A 16,124-nucleotide genomic window follows, 5' to 3' on the forward strand; every position below is an offset into this window, starting at 1 on the left:
GATATCGCCATTTCAGTAAGCAATGCTCAAAAGAATAAGCACGAACACTATTGCTTCAAGATGATCAATAAATGTGTTTTTTGGCCAGGCCAAGCTTTTTGATTTTCGAATTTAATGTAGTTGCCGGAACACCCAATAATTTTGCAGCGCCATGCTGACCGGAAATCCGTCCGTTACATAACGCTAATACAGTGAATATATGCTCGCGTTCATTTTCAAATATGGTTTTAACAGACCCGGCTGAAGATATGGATTGTTTGTTATTCTCTGGAATTTCGATATCCTTAATCACATTACCCTCTGCCATTACCACCTGCCTTTCGATGAGGTGCTCCAATTCTCTTACATTCCCAGGCCAGTTGTAAGCCATCATCGTGGAAATTGCCCTTTTTGAAAATCCATGAAGATTTCGATTCGACTTTTTGGCGAATTTCGCTAGGAAAAAAGTAGCCAACACAGGTATATCCGGTTTTCGATTTCGAAGTGGTGGCAATGAAACTGGAAAAACATTTAACCTGTAATATAAATCACGTCTAAACCGCCCCGCCTCCACTTCTTCTAAAAGGTTTCTATTCGTGGCCGAAATAATACGCACATCAGTTGGAATTGTAGTTCTGCCACCGATACGTTCTATTTCTTTTTCCTGTAAAACACGAAGCAATTTAACTTGTAAATCGAGCGGTAACTCTCCAATTTCATCCAGGAAGATCGTACCCTTATGCGCTTGTTCAAACTTCCCGATCCGTCTTTCTATAGCACCCGTAAAGCTTCCTTTCTCATGGCCAAAAAGTTCGGATTCGATTAAATTAGGTGGAATAGCGGCACAGTTGACCTTAACCATTGTTTTTTTGCTTCTTGAAGACCCGTCATGAACGGCTTTGGCGATCAGCTCTTTACCCGTTCCGGTTTCGCCCAAAATTAAAACCGTAGTTTCCGTGGAGGAAATCCGGTTGAGCAGTCTGTAAACCGCTTTCATTTCAGGGCTACAGCCAATAATTTCAGGATGTGTGAGGATTTCAGGTGATTCCTCGGGCTCAAAAATCAGGTATTCAGCAAGCTGCGTACTTAGTTGTTCAATTTTCTTTTCTAACTGCTTAATTTTCTCCTCAGCAAAGGCTGATATTTCAGACCCGTTTATAATTTGAGACATACCTGGCCTTGCAAGACCAGGGCCATCTACATTTTTTTCTTCAATTGTAGCTAACAGTCCCGCTATAAAATCGGCAATGTTACAGCAAAAAGTCAATCCTTCTGCACTTAATTCGCAGTTTTTATTATGAAGTTCGAAAGTACCCAGTATGCGGCCGTTTTGCGCTAAAGGTATATAACAATGAAAATGATATTCTGTAGGATGGTTAGCTAAGCAGTGGTTCTCGCCAAAATCAGCTATCCAATCTTGCCTCGACTTAAGCACAGGAAAATCAAATCCCGAAATTTCTTTTGTAACCAGCGAAAGGCTGGTCGGATCGGAAATAATTTCTGTACAGGATATTTTGCCTGAAATAGCCTCTGTGAGATATGCCCTTGTAATGTGGTCCATTTCATCGTTATAAAGAATCAATGCAGCACAATCAACAGAAAATAATGGATTCAGTTTAGAAAATATACCTTGAAATAGTTCCTTTAAACTAAAGTCCTTTTCTTGCTCACCTACAATTTCTGCCCGCTCTGCAAAATAAGAATTGGCATGAGGTTGAACATCATTGCCATAAACATTGGCCCCGGAGCGATAATCTGATTCCTGCTTTCTCATTTTTTATAATTGACCTTTCCCAAAATATTTATCCGGGAATTGGATGAATGAACTTTAACGCAATCGCAAAACGAACAACATCGGGATGATTATTTATCATCACTGAGCGTTTGAGGATGATCCTATAGGGACTTTTTTGCTAATGTTCAACCCCGCGAATTCAAAGAACATGCCAAAGGCAAGAGTATGGCGTTAATGCGCTGCAATCAATATCATGGCCATAAACGACTCACGATATTTCGCTAAAAGGCGATTTTGGAAACGAAATATAGTAGAAGACCCGAATGATCCAGCGATTGAATAATGAAGTGATTGAATGGGACATTACAAGCCCCAAAACATCATCTTTCCTTGTCTTTTCCAATGATGACCATCAAAAATGCAAGCGCTGCGAAAGTAATCATCTGCCAGGTTACCATTTCCCAGCCGCCCATTTTCCAACAGATTAAGCCAACAAAGGCTCCTGTTGCACCGCCGATAAAATAGCAGGTCATGTAAACCGTATTGATCCTGCTATTGGCTTTTGAATCGAGGCTATAAATTAGTGCTATATTAGTTACCTGGGTGGCCTGCACCCCTATATCTAACAATACCACAGCAACTGAAAGCGCAATAACCGAAAAAGGAAAAACTTTTAACACCAGAATACTCGCGATAACCAAAGACAGTGTAATAATGAGCGAACGCTTTGGTTTTCCGCCAGCATCAGAAATTTTCCCAAAGAGCGGAACCAATAAAGCCCCGGCGACAGCTAACAAGCCAAATAAACCAATGGTATCGGTTTGATAATTAAATGGAGCACCGCTAAGCTGAAAAGTTAAAGCAATCCAGAATGAACTTAGTGTGCCAAAAGTTAGCGCACCTGTTAAGGCTGTTCTTCTCAAAGTTTCAAACCGTTTAAACTGCCCGAAAGTTGATTGAAGCAACTCGACATAACTGCCAGCGAAACGGTCTTTACCTGAAGGAAAATCTGTTTGCATCAATATGGCTGATAGTGCCACCATTATTGCAGAAATACCGAAAACGTAACGCCAGCTGAGCCATTCAGTAATGAATCCGCTGAATACCCTGGCCGCTAAAACGCCAACCAAAATACCCGTAAAAATGATTCCCACTATCTTCCCTCTGTTTTCGGAAACCAAACTTGCTGCCATAGGCAAAATCACCTGAGCGGAAACGGCAAATAGACCAACAGCTAAGCTCGAGGCATAAATTATAGCCAAATTTGGTGATAAAGCCATTGCAACCAAAGCTGCTACCAATGCAAGCTGTAGATAAAGAATTAATTTCTTGCGGTCCATTTTATCGCCCAGCGGCGTTAAAAAAAATAAGCCCAAACCGTATCCCGCCTGAGATAAAACCGAAATTAGTCCTGCCGATTTCTCATCTATTTTTAAAGACGAGGCAATTGCACCAAGTATAGGCTGACTGTAATAAACATTGGCCACACATATTCCTGCCGTTACCGACATAATGAGAATCTGGGCGGTATTTAGTTTTTGTTTTTCTGACATCGTTTGTAAATATTAAAAGGTGGATACCCTGTATTGCAATGTGCACGATATCCACCAAATGATTGACTATTCTTTAATGAATTTGATCAGTTCTTCATTGAACTTATCTTTTTCTTCGAGGAAGGAAGCATGGCCGCTTTTATCAAAGGTAACGAGTTTAGAACCCGCGATTCCTTTATTCATTTGTTGTGCTAAGGCATAAGCAACAATGTGATCGTCTTTTGCATGCATGATTAAAGTTGGGACTTTGATTTTTGCTAAATCAGCTCTCAAATCTTCATCTCTCAGCGAAATAAGTGCCTGCTCCATTGCATAGGCTGATGATTGAAGTTCAATGGAATATAACCACTGGCCAATGCCTGGCGACAATGAGCTTGGCGTTAGCGCGAATTTAGCTCCTACAGCAGCTAATAATGCCGGGCGATCTGAATTATTAAGTGCTACCCATTGGCTGATATCATCTTTGGTAAACAATGGGTAAGGATAATCGGCGGTTTTAGTGTGGCGGGGGGCTGCTGCCGAGAACAGACCAAGTTTTTTAACATGTGCACCATTGTATTTTGCCACATAATGTAAGGCAATCGCCCCACCCATTGAGTGTCCGCCGATTACAGCTTCTTTTATATCCATCTGGTCTAAAACACTTTTGATATCATCGGCAAACTGATCATAGTCATATTTACCAAATGGCTTATCAGACTGGCCAAAGCCTCTTAAAGTAATCCCAATTGCCCGATAACCGGCCTTAACCAAGGCATGGTACTGATACTCCCAGGACGCATCGCTTAATGGGTAACCATGGATCAGCACCACTGCCGGACCATTGCCTAAATCAGTTACGTGCAGTTTTACATTTGGCGCAACCTCATAGTATTCTTTTCTTCCTTCGGCAGCTGCTGTTGTTTGTTTTTCTTCTTTGCTTTCTTTCGGCTGCTCCTTACACGAGCCTAAACCAATTGCTGAAACGAGCAAAGTGACCGCAATGAGTTGATTGTACTTCATCATAATTTGTTTGTATTTTAAATAATTGATCATGCCACTATTTTTAGTGGTCATCTCTTATCATTCAAAACAAAAGCCATCACACAACAACCTTATTATCAAATAATTAATTAAATAACACACATTTCAAACTTACCTTATTTCGTTAATTTATGATTCTATTGTTTTTTGTGGTTAGGAAAAAGATAAACCTAGTATGCAGATCCTTGATGTCTACCTTCGAAGAATCGTCATTGATAGCGTAGTTGTAGGGCTTATTTGCGATTTATAATCTCAAGAAATCTTTGACTACCCTCTCCACAGGAGTTCTTTGGACAGACTGACGGACCAAGGCACTTAACTTATCCGTATCAAATGCTAATATCTAACACCATGGAAATCTAATTTTTTGGATGTTGAGGGATCCAGTCCAGCAAAACCTTAATCATATCATCAAAAAAAAGGTTATAAGTATCATGGGTAACAAAGTCGATGTGCGGCGTAGCCAGTACGTTCTTCAGCTTTCTGAAAGGATGGCCTCCATCGAGTGGTTCTTTATCAAAAACATCTAAAGCCGCGCCGGCGATCTTATTTTCTTCCAGGCTTTTGATCAATGCATCTTCATCAACCAATGGCCCCCTTGAGGTATTGATCAGGTAAGCCGTAGGTTTCATCAATGCTAAATCTTCTGCCGCTACAATGCCTTTGCTCCGATCGCTCAATACCATGTGAACGGTTAAATAATCAGACTCCTGAAATAAAGTTTTTTTGTCTACATACCTGGCACCGCCAACTATCGCTTTTTCGGGTGTTAAGTTTTCACTCCAGGCAATGATATCCATATCAAAAACTTTTGCCACGGCGGCAACCTGTGCACCCAAATTCCCAAGTCCTAAGATGCCAAGGGTTTTCCCTTTTAAATCGTTACCCACCATATGCTGCCACCCACCAGCACGCAGATTGGCATTTTCCTGCGGAATGTGTTTCGCGATGGCCAATAAGAGCGCCCAGGTAAGCTCTAAAGCACCGTGACCTAAATAGCCAGTATTACGCACTTCAATTTGCAATTTTTCAGCTGCAGCAACATCAATGGATCGATTTCTGGCACCCGTAGAAGCGATCAGCTTCAGGTTGGGTAACTTCATAAGTAAAGCAGCAGTTAAAGGGGTACGCTCGCGCATGACACAAATGATATCAAAAGGCATTAAGCGTGCTACAATTTCATCCTCTCCATGAAGATGATCGGTAAATACCTTAATATCGGCATGTTCGGCAAGTACTGTCCAATCGGCAAATGATTTCGCTACATCCTGGTAATCGTCAAGTACCGCAATTTTATATTTCGACATATTTTATAAATTTAAATCCTTTGCAATTACAACCACTATAATTGGATAAAGTTAATTTTCTTTGATGATACTGCCCAGAATATCCAAAGTAAAACACAGATAAGCAAAGCGGGATCGGGATAAAAGAACGAAAGGACAAAAGCGATTAAGTAGGTCGGGAATCCATACAGATAGTTGTTTCTGAGCTGCATAATGGCAGCGTCACTTATTCCGGGACGCAACAGTTTTTTATCCGAGGTAGCTTGTTGCCAAAGCAGGTTGAAAGCCAGATTAATCAAAACGAACAGTCCGGTGTAAATGGTAACCGAAAGCTGCTTTGAATCTGTTAGAAAAAACCTGGCCAGTAGTGCGCTGGGAAAAGAAACAAGCGAAACCAGGAACAGAATGAGTCCGTTGGCAAACATCAGTCCCGTGTTTCGTTTGTAAATCTGTTTAAAAACTTTATGGTGGTTAACCCAGATAATAAAAATGCTAAAAAAGGAAATGACAAAAGCGATATAGCCTGGCCACTGTAGCTTTAATTGCTCCAGCAAATGAACGGAAGTGTCTCCGTCTTTTATCTCGGGCACATGAAGTTCGAGCACGAGTAGTGTTACTGATATGGCGAAAACTCCATCGCTAAAAGCCTCTATTCTTTCTGTTTCCTTTTCCATTTGCTCAGTTAACCGTTAAAAATCAGCTTATTTACCTGTGTTATTTCCGAATGGCTGATGGTATGCCCCATGTTTTGGTAAATAATCTCGGTAACCTTTGCGCCCATACCTTCGAGTAAAACAGTTGATTCTTTTACCCTCGATACTGGAACATGCATATCGGGATCACTGCTCCCGATAAAAACAGGAGTACCGTCGAAGTCGCCATGATAATTGCGGTGATCTACCTCTTCGCCGATAAGGCCACCTGTGAAAGCCACCACACCACCATAACGGGCAGCATTGCTAGCAACAAAATCGAGGGTTAAACAGGCGCCCTGAGAAAAACCCAAAAAGTAGATCTGCTCTTTTGTAAACCCTTCTTTTCCCAGATCAATTACAATATCATTTATTGTTTTTAGCGCATTGGAAAGCGAAGGCTCGTTAGCTGCCCGTGGCGCCAAAAATGATTGTGGGTACCAGGTATTATTTTCAGCCTGCGGGGCGATCAATGCAAATTTTGAAACCTCCAGGTATTCTGCCATTGATAATATATCCTGGGCCGTTCCTCCACGGCCGTGGATCATGATCAGCACTTTTTCTGCCTGATCAAGGCTTTTTCCAGCTTTTATAATTTCTTTCATTTTTATTCTTCTTTTATTTTATTCCAGATATCGCGATACAGATCTTCGTGCCGTTTGAACTGGATGTGAACATAGGGGCACATTGGGATAACCATTAATCTGTTTTCGCGAACATAGGCCACCATTGCATCGAGCAACATTTTAGCATAACCTTTTCCTTCTTTTGCAGGATCTACTTCGGTATGGTAAACAGTTAAGTCTGAATCTTTGATATCGAAAATCATTTCGCCAACTTTTCCGTCTTCATCATAAATATCGAACGAACTTGGTTCCCCTTCCTGAATGTTTAATTTTACCTGTGCCATCTTTTTAAATTAATTTTGGAAGTAATTTATCTAAATCTTCGCGTAAATGCTCGTGCTGATGCGGTAATTTTAAATGTGTTCCCAGTTCATTTAAAGGCTCATCAACGGTAAAGCCTGGATTTTCGGTCGCAATTTCGAAAAGAACCCCTCCTGGTTCGCGGAAATATAAAGAGTAGAAATAATCACGATCAATTTTAGGCGTAATCTGTAAGTTTTTACTTAAAATCTGCTCCCTCAATTCCATTTGAATATCCTCGTTTTTAACACGAAATGCCACATGGTGGTTGGTACCGGCAGCATTTCTGCCCCTGTGGCCAGCTGGTACTTCCAACAGGTCTACAATGGCTGCATTTTCTACCGTATCGGTAATAAAACGATATCGGTTTTCTTCCTGTCCGAGTAAACGGTAACCAAATAAATCGGTTAATACCTTTGCGGTTCCATCGATACTTTGCAGGGTTAAAGTGGTACTATGGAAACCTTTGGTTGCGGTATCCTTTTTGATATCAGCAGTTTCCCAGGGCGTTCTGGCATCTGTGGTTTTGGGTACAATCAAACTCAGCGATAAACCATCTGGGTCTTTAAAAGCCAGTACCTGTTCGCCGAAACGCTCGGCAATCTCTTTTGTTTTAACATTTGCGGCACCGAATCTTTCCAACCAGAACTGGTGACTGTCCGCAGGTACAGAATAGCCGATTTCTGTTGCCATTCCTACGCCTTCTGTGCCCAGCCCAATTCCTTCCCAGGGAAAAAAGGTAAGAATGGTTCCTGCTGATCCACTTTCATCACCGTAATAAAGATGGTAAGTTCCAGGATCATCAAAGTTAACCGTCTTTTTCACCAACCTTAAACCTAGCGTTTTGGTATAAAAATCGAAGTTCTGCTGTGCATTGCCTGCAATCGCTGTGATGTGGTGCAAGCCTAAAATGTTATTATTCATATCGTTTAATTTTTATTTATTAATAGTGTTGAGCTTTCTGTAATTAATCCGTTGTGGCGTTTAAAGATGACATCAAGCACAAGGCCATCATCATTCCACATTTTTATTTCTCCGTTAAGCTGCTCAGTGAGGCCGGTCATTAAGCTCATTCCAAGTGATTCGGTATGATCAGGATCGAAGCCTGCTGGCAAACCAATCCCCGTATCTGCAATTTTCAGTTCGCAGCGCTCCTCTCCCCTGAGCAAGAAAGAAATGTGCACTTTACCTTTTTTATCAGCTGGAAAGGCGTATTTAATCACGTTACTAATGGCCTCGTTCAGGATCAAACCAAGCGGAACCGCCTGTGCAACATCTAATTTAATCGCCTCTGTTTCTAAAGTGAACTGGATTTTCTTATCAGTACCAAAACATTCGATCATATATTCTACCAATTCTTTGATGTACCATTTCATATCGATTTCGGCCAGATTATCAGATTGATAAAGCTTCTGGTGAATGAGCGACATGGCATGCATCCTGTTCTGGCTATTTCTAATGGCCACTAAAGCATCTTCATTGTCGAGGTAAGCCGATTGGGTATTAAGCAGGCTGATTACAATCTGCAGGTTGTTTTTTACCCGGTGGTGGATTTCGCGAAGGAGCCATTCTTTTTCACCCAGTATTTTCCTAAGCAGTTCGTTCTGCGTATTGATTTCTTCCTGCTTTTGTTCCAGGATAAGATTGCTACGTTTTTTTAAACGATAACGGTTATAAATGAGGCCTGCAAACAGCGCCGCGATAATAAGTCCTGCAATAAAAAAATACCTCACCCGCTCCTCATTCCCGATCCTGACCTGTTGTAACTGATTTTTTTGATGAAGCAGGGCAATATCCTTATCTTTTTTCTCGGTTTGATATTCGATTTCCAATCCCGAAATCTGTTTGTTCTTTTCGTTGTTCCAGATGGAATCTGTTAATCTTTTATAGGTTTTATAGTGCGCCACTGCCGACCAAGGTTTGTTCAGTGCAGAATCCACATCAAACCAAAGCCTGTGCAACTGCGAAAGCGCCAATAAGTTTTTCTGCGCTAAACTTTGCTTTTCATGTTCTTTTAAATAACCGTCGGCAGCTTGAAATTGCTTCTCACGGATCAGTTTCCGGATGATACTGCGGTACAGATAAATCTGGTTCGGATCATCTTTGGGCAGGTCGTGGTGGAATTTAATTAAAGTTTTGAAAAATGGTTCAGCCTTATCATATTGTCCAATATCGTAGTAGGTGTTGAACAAAATATAAGGTATGCGTAGTTTCATCTGGGTATCAGTTGGCGGGTATTTTTTAATCAGCTCTTTCAATGCAGCTATTCCATTTTCGAATCTTTTCATCCGGACATAAATGGTGGCTACATTGGCAATAATGGTCTGCATGTAACCCGGATCCTTGTAACGCTCAGCAATGTTTTTGGCCCTTAACCCATAGTCAAGTGCTTTCTGGTCGTTCCTTAGGTAATAATAGGTTAAACCTAAATGGTTGTTTATAGAACTTCTTTGCAAACTTGTATCAGCCAACTGGTCGGCAGTTTTCTCTGCGAGTAAACCGTATTTTAGCGCTTCTGAAAAATTGCCGAGGCTGATATTGGTAATACACATGTTATTGTAAACGCCTTGCAACTCTTTAAAACCAACAGCCCTGTAAACAGCAAGCGAGGTATCCATTAGTTTTATGGCATAGGCTGGCTGCCCTTTTATGTTGTAATAATCGCCCAGGTTTTTGAGCGAATTGGCTTCCTCCAATTTATCTCCCGCCTGGCGGTAAAGGGCCAGGGATTTTTCGTTGTAAGCAATTTTCGTTTCGAGATCCGCTCCTTCATTGCCAAAAAGAGTACCCATAGCGGAATAAGCGGCTGCCAATTGATCTTTCAGATTCATCTTCGAGGCGTAGGCAATTGCCTGTTCATAAATTTTTGCACCTAAAATCCTATCTCCGGATTCGCGGATGATATTTCCGTTGAGCACCATACTTCGGGCAATTCCTTTTGGATATTCGATCTTGCCGGCTAAAGCAAAAGCCTGTTCGCGGAGCTGCATCGCCCTGGCAAGGTCGGCTTTTAATTCGCCTGGTAAATTGAGGTAATAGGTACCCAGATTGATCCATACATCGACTTTACTTTCTGTTTGGCCAAGCCTGCGGAGTTTAATTTCCGCTTTTTCAACTTCCTTGGGGGTCCTGATGCCCTGCCCTTTCGCAAGGACAGGACTGATCAGCATAAAAGTGATTAACAGGAACCTGAATTCCGGCCTGCAAAAATTAACTGTTCTATTTTTGGTTGGCATCTTTAAAGTTTAGCATCATTTTTACCCTGCTTTTTGCTGTAATAGCAGATTAACATGGCAACACCAGGCAGCACGATCCCCACTAAGCCAAACAGCTGTCCGATCCAAGCACCGAGGATACAGCCGATTAAAAAGCCTCCCAAAGTGATTAAACCTTTATTTATTCCTGAAAGGAAGTCAGCGTTTTTGAAACCTGAATTACAAAACGACCTGATATCGAGCGCAAACTGGGTTACATTACCCGTCATCATGGTTGTTGGTCCATAGGTTTCTTTGGCATAAAGTTTCCCAAAGGCATTCTGTATCCCCATGGCAAAAACCACGATCATGGTAACCAGGTACATTGGCCATGTAACTTCACCATTGTCTATATAGCCCAATGAATAGGCTATTGCCCCACCCAACAAAAGGATAATCCCTTCGCATAAAAGCAGAAAATGCCTGTTCGAAAATCTCGCCGATATCCAGCCGCCAGCCATAACAGAGAGCATAAATATTGGAAAAGTTAACAGCTTGATCCATGCATCACCATCAGAGCCTTTTATCATCTGATAAGCGAATACTATAAAGTTTCCGGTAACGTGTGCCGAGAAAATCTTATCGGCAGCAACAAAGGTTATACTATCGCAATAGCCCGCTATAATGGTTAACACAAGGGTTACAAACCAGATATTGTTCTGTTTTTCTTCCATTTTGTTTTTGATTTATGATAAGTGTGCCCTTAACATCCAGGCCATGGTTTCGTGTGTTTCCATTAAACCTGTAATGTAATCGCTTGTTCCGGCATCTTTAAGCGCACCTGCATAATTATCGATGTTTTCCCTTAAGTGGATCAAGATACTTTCGTGATCGGCAAGCAATATTTTAATGTAGGTTGGTGCATCGTTCTTGCCACGGTCATCTTCGCTTAAGTGGGTCAATTCCAGAAACTGTTTAAGTGATGCCGGGGCATAATGACCAAGTTTGCGGATACGTTCTGCAACTTCGTCAACAATACTTTCCAATTGAGTGTACTGCTCTTCGAAAAATTTGTGTTTGTTGTAAAAATCTGGCCCTTCTACGTTCCAGTGCGCTTTTCTTGTTTTTGTATATAAAACGTATTCATCTGCAAGAATTTTGCTTAATGAATGTGCAACCTCGGCAAGGTTTGCTGTGCTGATTCCAATTTTAGCTTCCATGATTTTGATGTTTATCTGTTAATTAAAAAATGTGTTGATTAAGTAATGATCTATTGAAATGGTTCCAGGTCCAATTAGCCATAAAAAAAGCATGGCAAGTGTATACATATATGGTACATCACGTACCTCTATCGGATCTTTACGGTGTACCACAAAGTAACCGATTGCTGTTACCCCTATTGATGGCAATAGGAAAAGCCTGGTTCCGAACCCTAGCGCAACCAGAAATGGCACAACGGTATCAGAAAAAGTGGCAACCAAGGCATTCAGTTTATCTGGCAATCCCAGGGGATTGGGCACATGTTCTTTTTCTCCGTTTTGTACACGGAATTTTTTCATGCCATGTACCCTGAAAAGCTCGAACATGAGCAGCAGCCTAAAAATAAGTACGGCCCAGTTATTAAAGTCTGATCCCAGACCAGAATAAAGCAGGTATTTAATGATATTTTCCATGGTTTAAAAAGCAAAGCACGAGCAGCCCAGAGCGCCCCAAAATGCGGTGTAATTGTTTACAGGGAGGTTGCTGGTCCTTACTGCATCGTGATTATGGTTATGGACATTACAGCTACCCACGCAGGAGTGCACCATTGCTAAAACTGAACCGGCTCCCTTTGCACCCTTTGTTTTTCCTTGCTGATCTGTTTTATGCGTCAATGGAGAATAATACCCATTATAGTTTTTGGTTGGTGACCAGTCTGGTAGAATCGGGATTTTTGGTGGCGAAAAAGAAGAGAAATCGCCTTTAGCATATACAATTTTGCCATCAACAATAGTTAAATCAGATTCGATACTTTTGATCTGCTCATCGGCAACCTCGAAATAATCATGGTTAAGTACAGCTAAATCTGCAAGCATGCCTACTTCGATATCACCCTTTTTTTGCTGCTCGTTCGAAAACCAGGCACTACCTCTGGTATATAGTTCTAAAGCGGTTTCTCTTGATAAAACGGTTTCTTCACTGTAGATTTTTAAGCCACCAACTGTTTTACCGGCAGTTAACCAAAACATGGAAACCCATGGATTGTAACTGCTTACACGTGTGGCATCAGAGCCTCCGCCAACAGGAACTTCCATTTCGAGCATCTTTTTAACCGGCGGTGTTTGTAAGGCGGCTTTTGTGCCATAACGCTCGGTGAAATATTCACCCTGATAAGCCATTCTGCTCTGGATCGCTATGCCACCGCCCAATGCTTTTACACGTTCAATGTTCCGCTCGTCGATGGTTTCGGCATGGTCGAAAATCCAGGGCAGGCCAGCAAAAGGAATATCTCTATTTACCTTTTCGAAAACATTTAGAAAACGACCGATACTTTCATTATAAGTGGCATGAAGCCTGAAAGGCCATCTTTTTTCGACCAGTAAACGCACCACACGTTCCAGTTCGGGCTCCATATTATCCGAAAGGTCTGGCCGCGGCTGAAGAAAATCTTCGAAATCTGCTGCAGAGAAAACCAGCATCTCACCTGCTCCGTTGTGACGGTACATATCATCTCCCTGATAAAGTTTTACGGTATTGGTCCAGTTGTCAAAATCCTCAAACTCCTGTTTGGGGCGTTGGGTAAACAAGTTATAGGCAATGCGAACGGTAAGTTGTTTTTGCTCATTCAATTCGTTTACGACTTTATAATCGTCAGGGAAATTCTGAAAACCTCCACCGGCATCAATCACACTGGTAATCCCGAAACGGTTCAGTTCGGTCATAAAATGACGGGTAGAATTTACCTGATGTTCGTAAGAAAGTTTCGGGCCTTTGGCCAGCGTAGCATATAAAATCATGGCATTTGGGCTGGCGATAATCAGTCCCGTAGGCTCACCATTAGCATCTCTCTGGATTTCACCGCCCGGAGGCGCAGGGGTATCTTTGGTATATCCAACGGCTTTAAGCGCAGCACGGTTCATAAAAGCACGGTCGTATAAATGCAAAATAAACACAGGGGTTTCTGGCGCAATGGCATTTATTTCTTCCAGCGTTGGCATTCGTCTTTCAGCAAACTGAAACTCAGACCAGCCCCCAACTACGCGCACCCATTGTGGTGATGGGGTAATATCTACCTGCTCTTTAAGCATCCGTAAGGCATCGGCAAGCGATGGAACACCATCCCAGCGCAATTCCAGATTGAAATTTAACCCACCACGGATTAAATGGATATGGGAGTCGTTAATCCCCGGAACAACCCGTTTTTTGCCAAGATCAATCAGCCTTGTTGCGGAACCCGAAAAATTCATGATGTCGCTATCACGACCAACGGCGATAAACTTGCCATCTTTAATGGCAACAGCTGTTATTTCTTCCTTGTGTTTGGCAATGGTATGAATCTTACCATTGAATAAAATGATATCTGCAGTCATGATGTCTTCTTTTTAGATTTGAGATCTTAATTTTTAATGGCAGCAATTGCTTCCTGAATGCCTTCTCCAGCGGTTGTAAAAAATGCCGGTCCCGCCAAAAGGATCACTTTTGCTACCGGTTTAAAGGCTGCCATGTTCTTTTCCTTTAACCAGGTTTGGGTTCTGTAAGCCTCGAAAATGCCTTTTACAACGTTGCCCGCAACCAATGCCGTTGGCGAGTCGATCCCTGCATCTTTTAAATCACTTGCAAAAGAAAAGTTGTTTACACCAAGTTTAAGCGCTTCTCTCATGGCGATGCTGCCTACTCCCGTCATCAGTTCTGATGTAAATTTATTCCGATCGCCAAGACCGATTAAAAGCAGGCGTTTGCCACCTATAGTACCCTTTGGTGGAGAAATTAAAATGGTTTCGTTGGCGTGACCAAGAAATTTCCCGCTTTTGCGGATTTCGGTGATCAAACCTTTCATATCCTGATCTAAGTGTACCAAACCATTTAAAGCTGGCGGAAGTGCGGGCGGAGAATTAAAAATATCTCCTTCGGTGTATTCGAAAACACAGGCAATCTGTAAATCGCTAACCTGCGCCGATGGCCCCTGAACCACCCCTTCGATGGCAATCCCATCAACCGTACCCCAAACTTTGGCCGTTCCGATTGCGGTGGTGTTTTGTGCAAATGCTGTTCCTGTAACAAATACAGAAAATATGATGATGGCCAGCCTGAAGTTTTGGATAGCAGCTATTGATTTTTTAGTGAAGTTATTTTTCATTTTCTTATGGTTTAAAATTTGTATGATACCTGAGCATTAAAAAACTTTGAATTGTCCCAGAGTGGTACGATATCTTTTATAAAATCACCCACCCTGAAATATTGCCCCCCACAACTGAATGAAAGGTTGTTATTGACCTTATAATCTGCACTGAGCAGATAAGTGGTACCGATAAAGCGATGGTTAGAAAGTGAACCTGAGGTATTAAAGTTTCCGCTGGGGCGATAGATCCCATCGTTTGTAGAATACCTCCAGTTAAAAACAATATCAGCCTGGATGCTTAATTTATCGGTTGGGCTAAGGGTTAAGTAAGGATGCAGATCAATTAGGTTCGAAGGTCCGATGAGTGGGTTAAATCCAAAATAACCTCCTTTGGGATATAAGGGATTAAAGGTTTGGAGTTTCCCATCGCCAGCTTTCCTGTCACCTGAGATATAATCATTCCGTAGGTTTACAGTGGGCTTAAGCTTGGTTTCTTCAAAAGTATAACCCAATTCAATAGCCATTGTCCAGGCATCGATATTGCCACTTCCAAACTTGCCAAACTGGTAGGCTGCTTCTACATTATAGATAAAACCACCGCCACTTTTCCAATACCGGGTAGCTATCGTATGCCGAACTTCTTTTGCTATGCCTTCTTCAAATTCAGCATCATCACGCCTGATGCCTAAGTAATAAAAATCGAAGTTTCCACCCTGTTCGATATTGAGGTTGGAATAAGCGCCCCAAAGGTTGGCCTGATGGCTGGGGCGATTATCGAATACCCCGAAATTCACTTCGTCAGCCGCTAAAACAAATGCATCCAGTGAAAACCGCGGTGTTGCATACATCAGTTTTGCTCCGGTAAAATACTGCCGTACGGTTGTCCCCTCTCTTACTGAAATTAACCGCCCGGAGCCGTAATTAATTTCCTGCCTACCCAACCTAAGGGCTAATTTATTCGGTGAATCTTTAAGTATCCTATATTCAGCAAACAGATTTTGTACCACAAGCTGATCTTCATCAACCGGAGAGGGACCATACTTACTGCCATTTTCGAGCGCACTGTTTAGCTGAGCGAAAAACCGCAGTCTTTCTCCAACATTTAAATCAGCATAAAGCGAGTAGCGCTGTAAAAAAGAATAATTGAAACCCTGATCTTTGATCCAGTCTTCATTGATTTTCCCTCCATACTCCTCCCTGATTTCGCCACCAAAACTGAGGTAAACTTTTTTATCGGCAGAAAGCGGCAGGAACTTTAATGTGTTATAAAAGTTCCTGGCCGAATCTTTCAGCTTGCTATAATCCTCATCGTAGCGCATAAGCTTAATGCCTTGGGCGAAAGCCATTGTTGTTGATAAGCAAAAACAGATTGCAACAACGAATGCCAAATGGGGATAATCAGTTCTCATTTTTATGTA

15 protein-coding genes are annotated in these 16,124 nt (G+C 41.9%); all 15 read right to left on the reverse strand.

What is annotated here, in order from left to right:
• Positions 1-64 precede the first annotated feature (64 nt).
• The gene (locus J7E57_RS26150; protein WP_251030040.1) at positions 65-1,753 is read right to left on the reverse strand and encodes a sigma-54 interaction domain-containing protein; all 1,689 of its coding nucleotides are present in this window, start codon (positions 1,751-1,753) and stop codon (positions 65-67) included.
• Positions 1,754-2,094: 341 nt separating this feature from the next.
• A complete protein-coding gene (locus J7E57_RS26155; protein WP_215130346.1) occupies positions 2,095-3,267 on the reverse strand; it encodes an MFS transporter in 1,173 nt (390 codons plus the stop codon).
• A gap of 66 nt (positions 3,268-3,333) precedes the next feature.
• Positions 3,334-4,302: an alpha/beta fold hydrolase gene (locus J7E57_RS26160; RefSeq protein WP_215130344.1), complete on the reverse strand. Its 969-nt coding sequence runs from the start codon at positions 4,300-4,302 to the stop codon at positions 3,334-3,336.
• A gap of 347 nt (positions 4,303-4,649) precedes the next feature.
• Entirely contained in the window at positions 4,650-5,597 is a 948-nt protein-coding gene (locus J7E57_RS26165) for a D-2-hydroxyacid dehydrogenase family protein (RefSeq protein WP_215130342.1), read from the reverse strand.
• A 35-nt stretch (positions 5,598-5,632) separates the two neighbouring features.
• Positions 5,633-6,250, reverse strand: a complete 618-nt coding sequence (locus J7E57_RS26170; RefSeq protein WP_215130340.1) for a TMEM175 family protein — start codon at positions 6,248-6,250, stop codon at positions 5,633-5,635.
• Positions 6,251-6,258: 8 nt separating this feature from the next.
• Positions 6,259-6,873, reverse strand: a complete 615-nt coding sequence (locus J7E57_RS26175; RefSeq protein ID WP_215130339.1) for an alpha/beta hydrolase — start codon at positions 6,871-6,873, stop codon at positions 6,259-6,261.
• A 2-nt stretch (positions 6,874-6,875) separates the two neighbouring features.
• Positions 6,876-7,178: a GNAT family N-acetyltransferase gene (locus tag J7E57_RS26180; protein WP_215130337.1), complete on the reverse strand. Its 303-nt coding sequence runs from the start codon at positions 7,176-7,178 to the stop codon at positions 6,876-6,878.
• A gap of 4 nt (positions 7,179-7,182) precedes the next feature.
• Positions 7,183-8,118, reverse strand: a complete 936-nt coding sequence (locus J7E57_RS26185) for a ring-cleaving dioxygenase (RefSeq protein WP_215130335.1) — start codon at positions 8,116-8,118, stop codon at positions 7,183-7,185.
• 5 nt (positions 8,119-8,123) lie between these two features.
• Positions 8,124-10,430, reverse strand: a complete 2,307-nt coding sequence (locus J7E57_RS26190; RefSeq protein WP_215130333.1) for a histidine kinase dimerization/phosphoacceptor domain -containing protein — start codon at positions 10,428-10,430, stop codon at positions 8,124-8,126.
• A 2-nt stretch (positions 10,431-10,432) separates the two neighbouring features.
• Positions 10,433-11,122 (reverse strand): YoaK family protein, encoded by a 690-nt coding sequence (locus J7E57_RS26195; protein WP_215130331.1) that lies wholly within the window; start codon positions 11,120-11,122, stop codon positions 10,433-10,435.
• 12 nt (positions 11,123-11,134) lie between these two features.
• Positions 11,135-11,608 carry a Dps family protein gene (locus J7E57_RS26200; protein WP_215130329.1) on the reverse strand — a complete coding sequence of 158 codons (474 nt, stop codon included), beginning with the start codon at positions 11,606-11,608 and terminating at the stop codon, positions 11,135-11,137.
• 18 nt (positions 11,609-11,626) lie between these two features.
• Positions 11,627-12,061 carry a DoxX family protein gene (locus J7E57_RS26205; RefSeq protein ID WP_215130327.1) on the reverse strand — a complete coding sequence of 145 codons (435 nt, stop codon included), beginning with the start codon at positions 12,059-12,061 and terminating at the stop codon, positions 11,627-11,629.
• Positions 12,062-12,064: 3 nt separating this feature from the next.
• A complete protein-coding gene (locus J7E57_RS26210; RefSeq protein WP_215130325.1) occupies positions 12,065-13,957 on the reverse strand; it encodes an amidohydrolase in 1,893 nt (630 codons plus the stop codon).
• Between the two features lie 26 nt (positions 13,958-13,983).
• Positions 13,984-14,724 (reverse strand): M17 family peptidase N-terminal domain-containing protein, encoded by a 741-nt coding sequence (locus tag J7E57_RS26215; RefSeq protein ID WP_215130323.1) that lies wholly within the window; start codon positions 14,722-14,724, stop codon positions 13,984-13,986.
• Positions 14,725-14,735: 11 nt separating this feature from the next.
• Complete coding sequence (locus tag J7E57_RS26220) at positions 14,736-16,115, reverse strand: alginate export family protein (RefSeq protein WP_215130321.1); 1,380 nt, start codon at positions 16,113-16,115, stop codon at positions 14,736-14,738.
• Between the last annotated feature and the right edge of the window lie 9 nt (positions 16,116-16,124).

The organism is Pedobacter sp. ISL-64 (genome assembly GCF_018613605.1).
Lineage (GTDB): Bacteria > Bacteroidota > Bacteroidia > Sphingobacteriales > Sphingobacteriaceae > Pedobacter.

Bases quoted from the DNA above. Each gene is read 5' to 3' on its own strand.
- J7E57_RS26150 (WP_251030040.1), bottom strand. From the start codon at position 1,753: ATGAGAAAGCAGGAATCAGATTATCGCTCCGGGGCCAATGTTTATGGC.
- J7E57_RS26155 (WP_215130346.1), bottom strand. From the start codon at position 3,267: ATGTCAGAAAAACAAAAACTAAATACCGCCCAGATTCTCATTATGTCG.
- J7E57_RS26160 (WP_215130344.1), bottom strand. From the start codon at position 4,302: ATGATCAATTATTTAAAATACAAACAAATTATGATGAAGTACAATCAA.
- J7E57_RS26165 (WP_215130342.1), bottom strand. From the start codon at position 5,597: ATGTCGAAATATAAAATTGCGGTACTTGACGATTACCAGGATGTAGCG.
- J7E57_RS26170 (WP_215130340.1), bottom strand. From the start codon at position 6,250: ATGGAAAAGGAAACAGAAAGAATAGAGGCTTTTAGCGATGGAGTTTTC.
- J7E57_RS26175 (WP_215130339.1), bottom strand. From the start codon at position 6,873: ATGAAAGAAATTATAAAAGCTGGAAAAAGCCTTGATCAGGCAGAAAAA.
- J7E57_RS26180 (WP_215130337.1), bottom strand. From the start codon at position 7,178: ATGGCACAGGTAAAATTAAACATTCAGGAAGGGGAACCAAGTTCGTTC.
- J7E57_RS26185 (WP_215130335.1), bottom strand. From the start codon at position 8,118: ATGAATAATAACATTTTAGGCTTGCACCACATCACAGCGATTGCAGGC.
- J7E57_RS26190 (WP_215130333.1), bottom strand. From the start codon at position 10,430: ATGCCAACCAAAAATAGAACAGTTAATTTTTGCAGGCCGGAATTCAGG.
- J7E57_RS26195 (WP_215130331.1), bottom strand. From the start codon at position 11,122: ATGGAAGAAAAACAGAACAATATCTGGTTTGTAACCCTTGTGTTAACC.
- J7E57_RS26200 (WP_215130329.1), bottom strand. From the start codon at position 11,608: ATGGAAGCTAAAATTGGAATCAGCACAGCAAACCTTGCCGAGGTTGCA.
- J7E57_RS26205 (WP_215130327.1), bottom strand. From the start codon at position 12,061: ATGGAAAATATCATTAAATACCTGCTTTATTCTGGTCTGGGATCAGAC.
- J7E57_RS26210 (WP_215130325.1), bottom strand. From the start codon at position 13,957: ATGACTGCAGATATCATTTTATTCAATGGTAAGATTCATACCATTGCC.
- J7E57_RS26215 (WP_215130323.1), bottom strand. From the start codon at position 14,724: ATGAAAAATAACTTCACTAAAAAATCAATAGCTGCTATCCAAAACTTC.
- J7E57_RS26220 (WP_215130321.1), bottom strand. From the start codon at position 16,115: ATGAGAACTGATTATCCCCATTTGGCATTCGTTGTTGCAATCTGTTTT.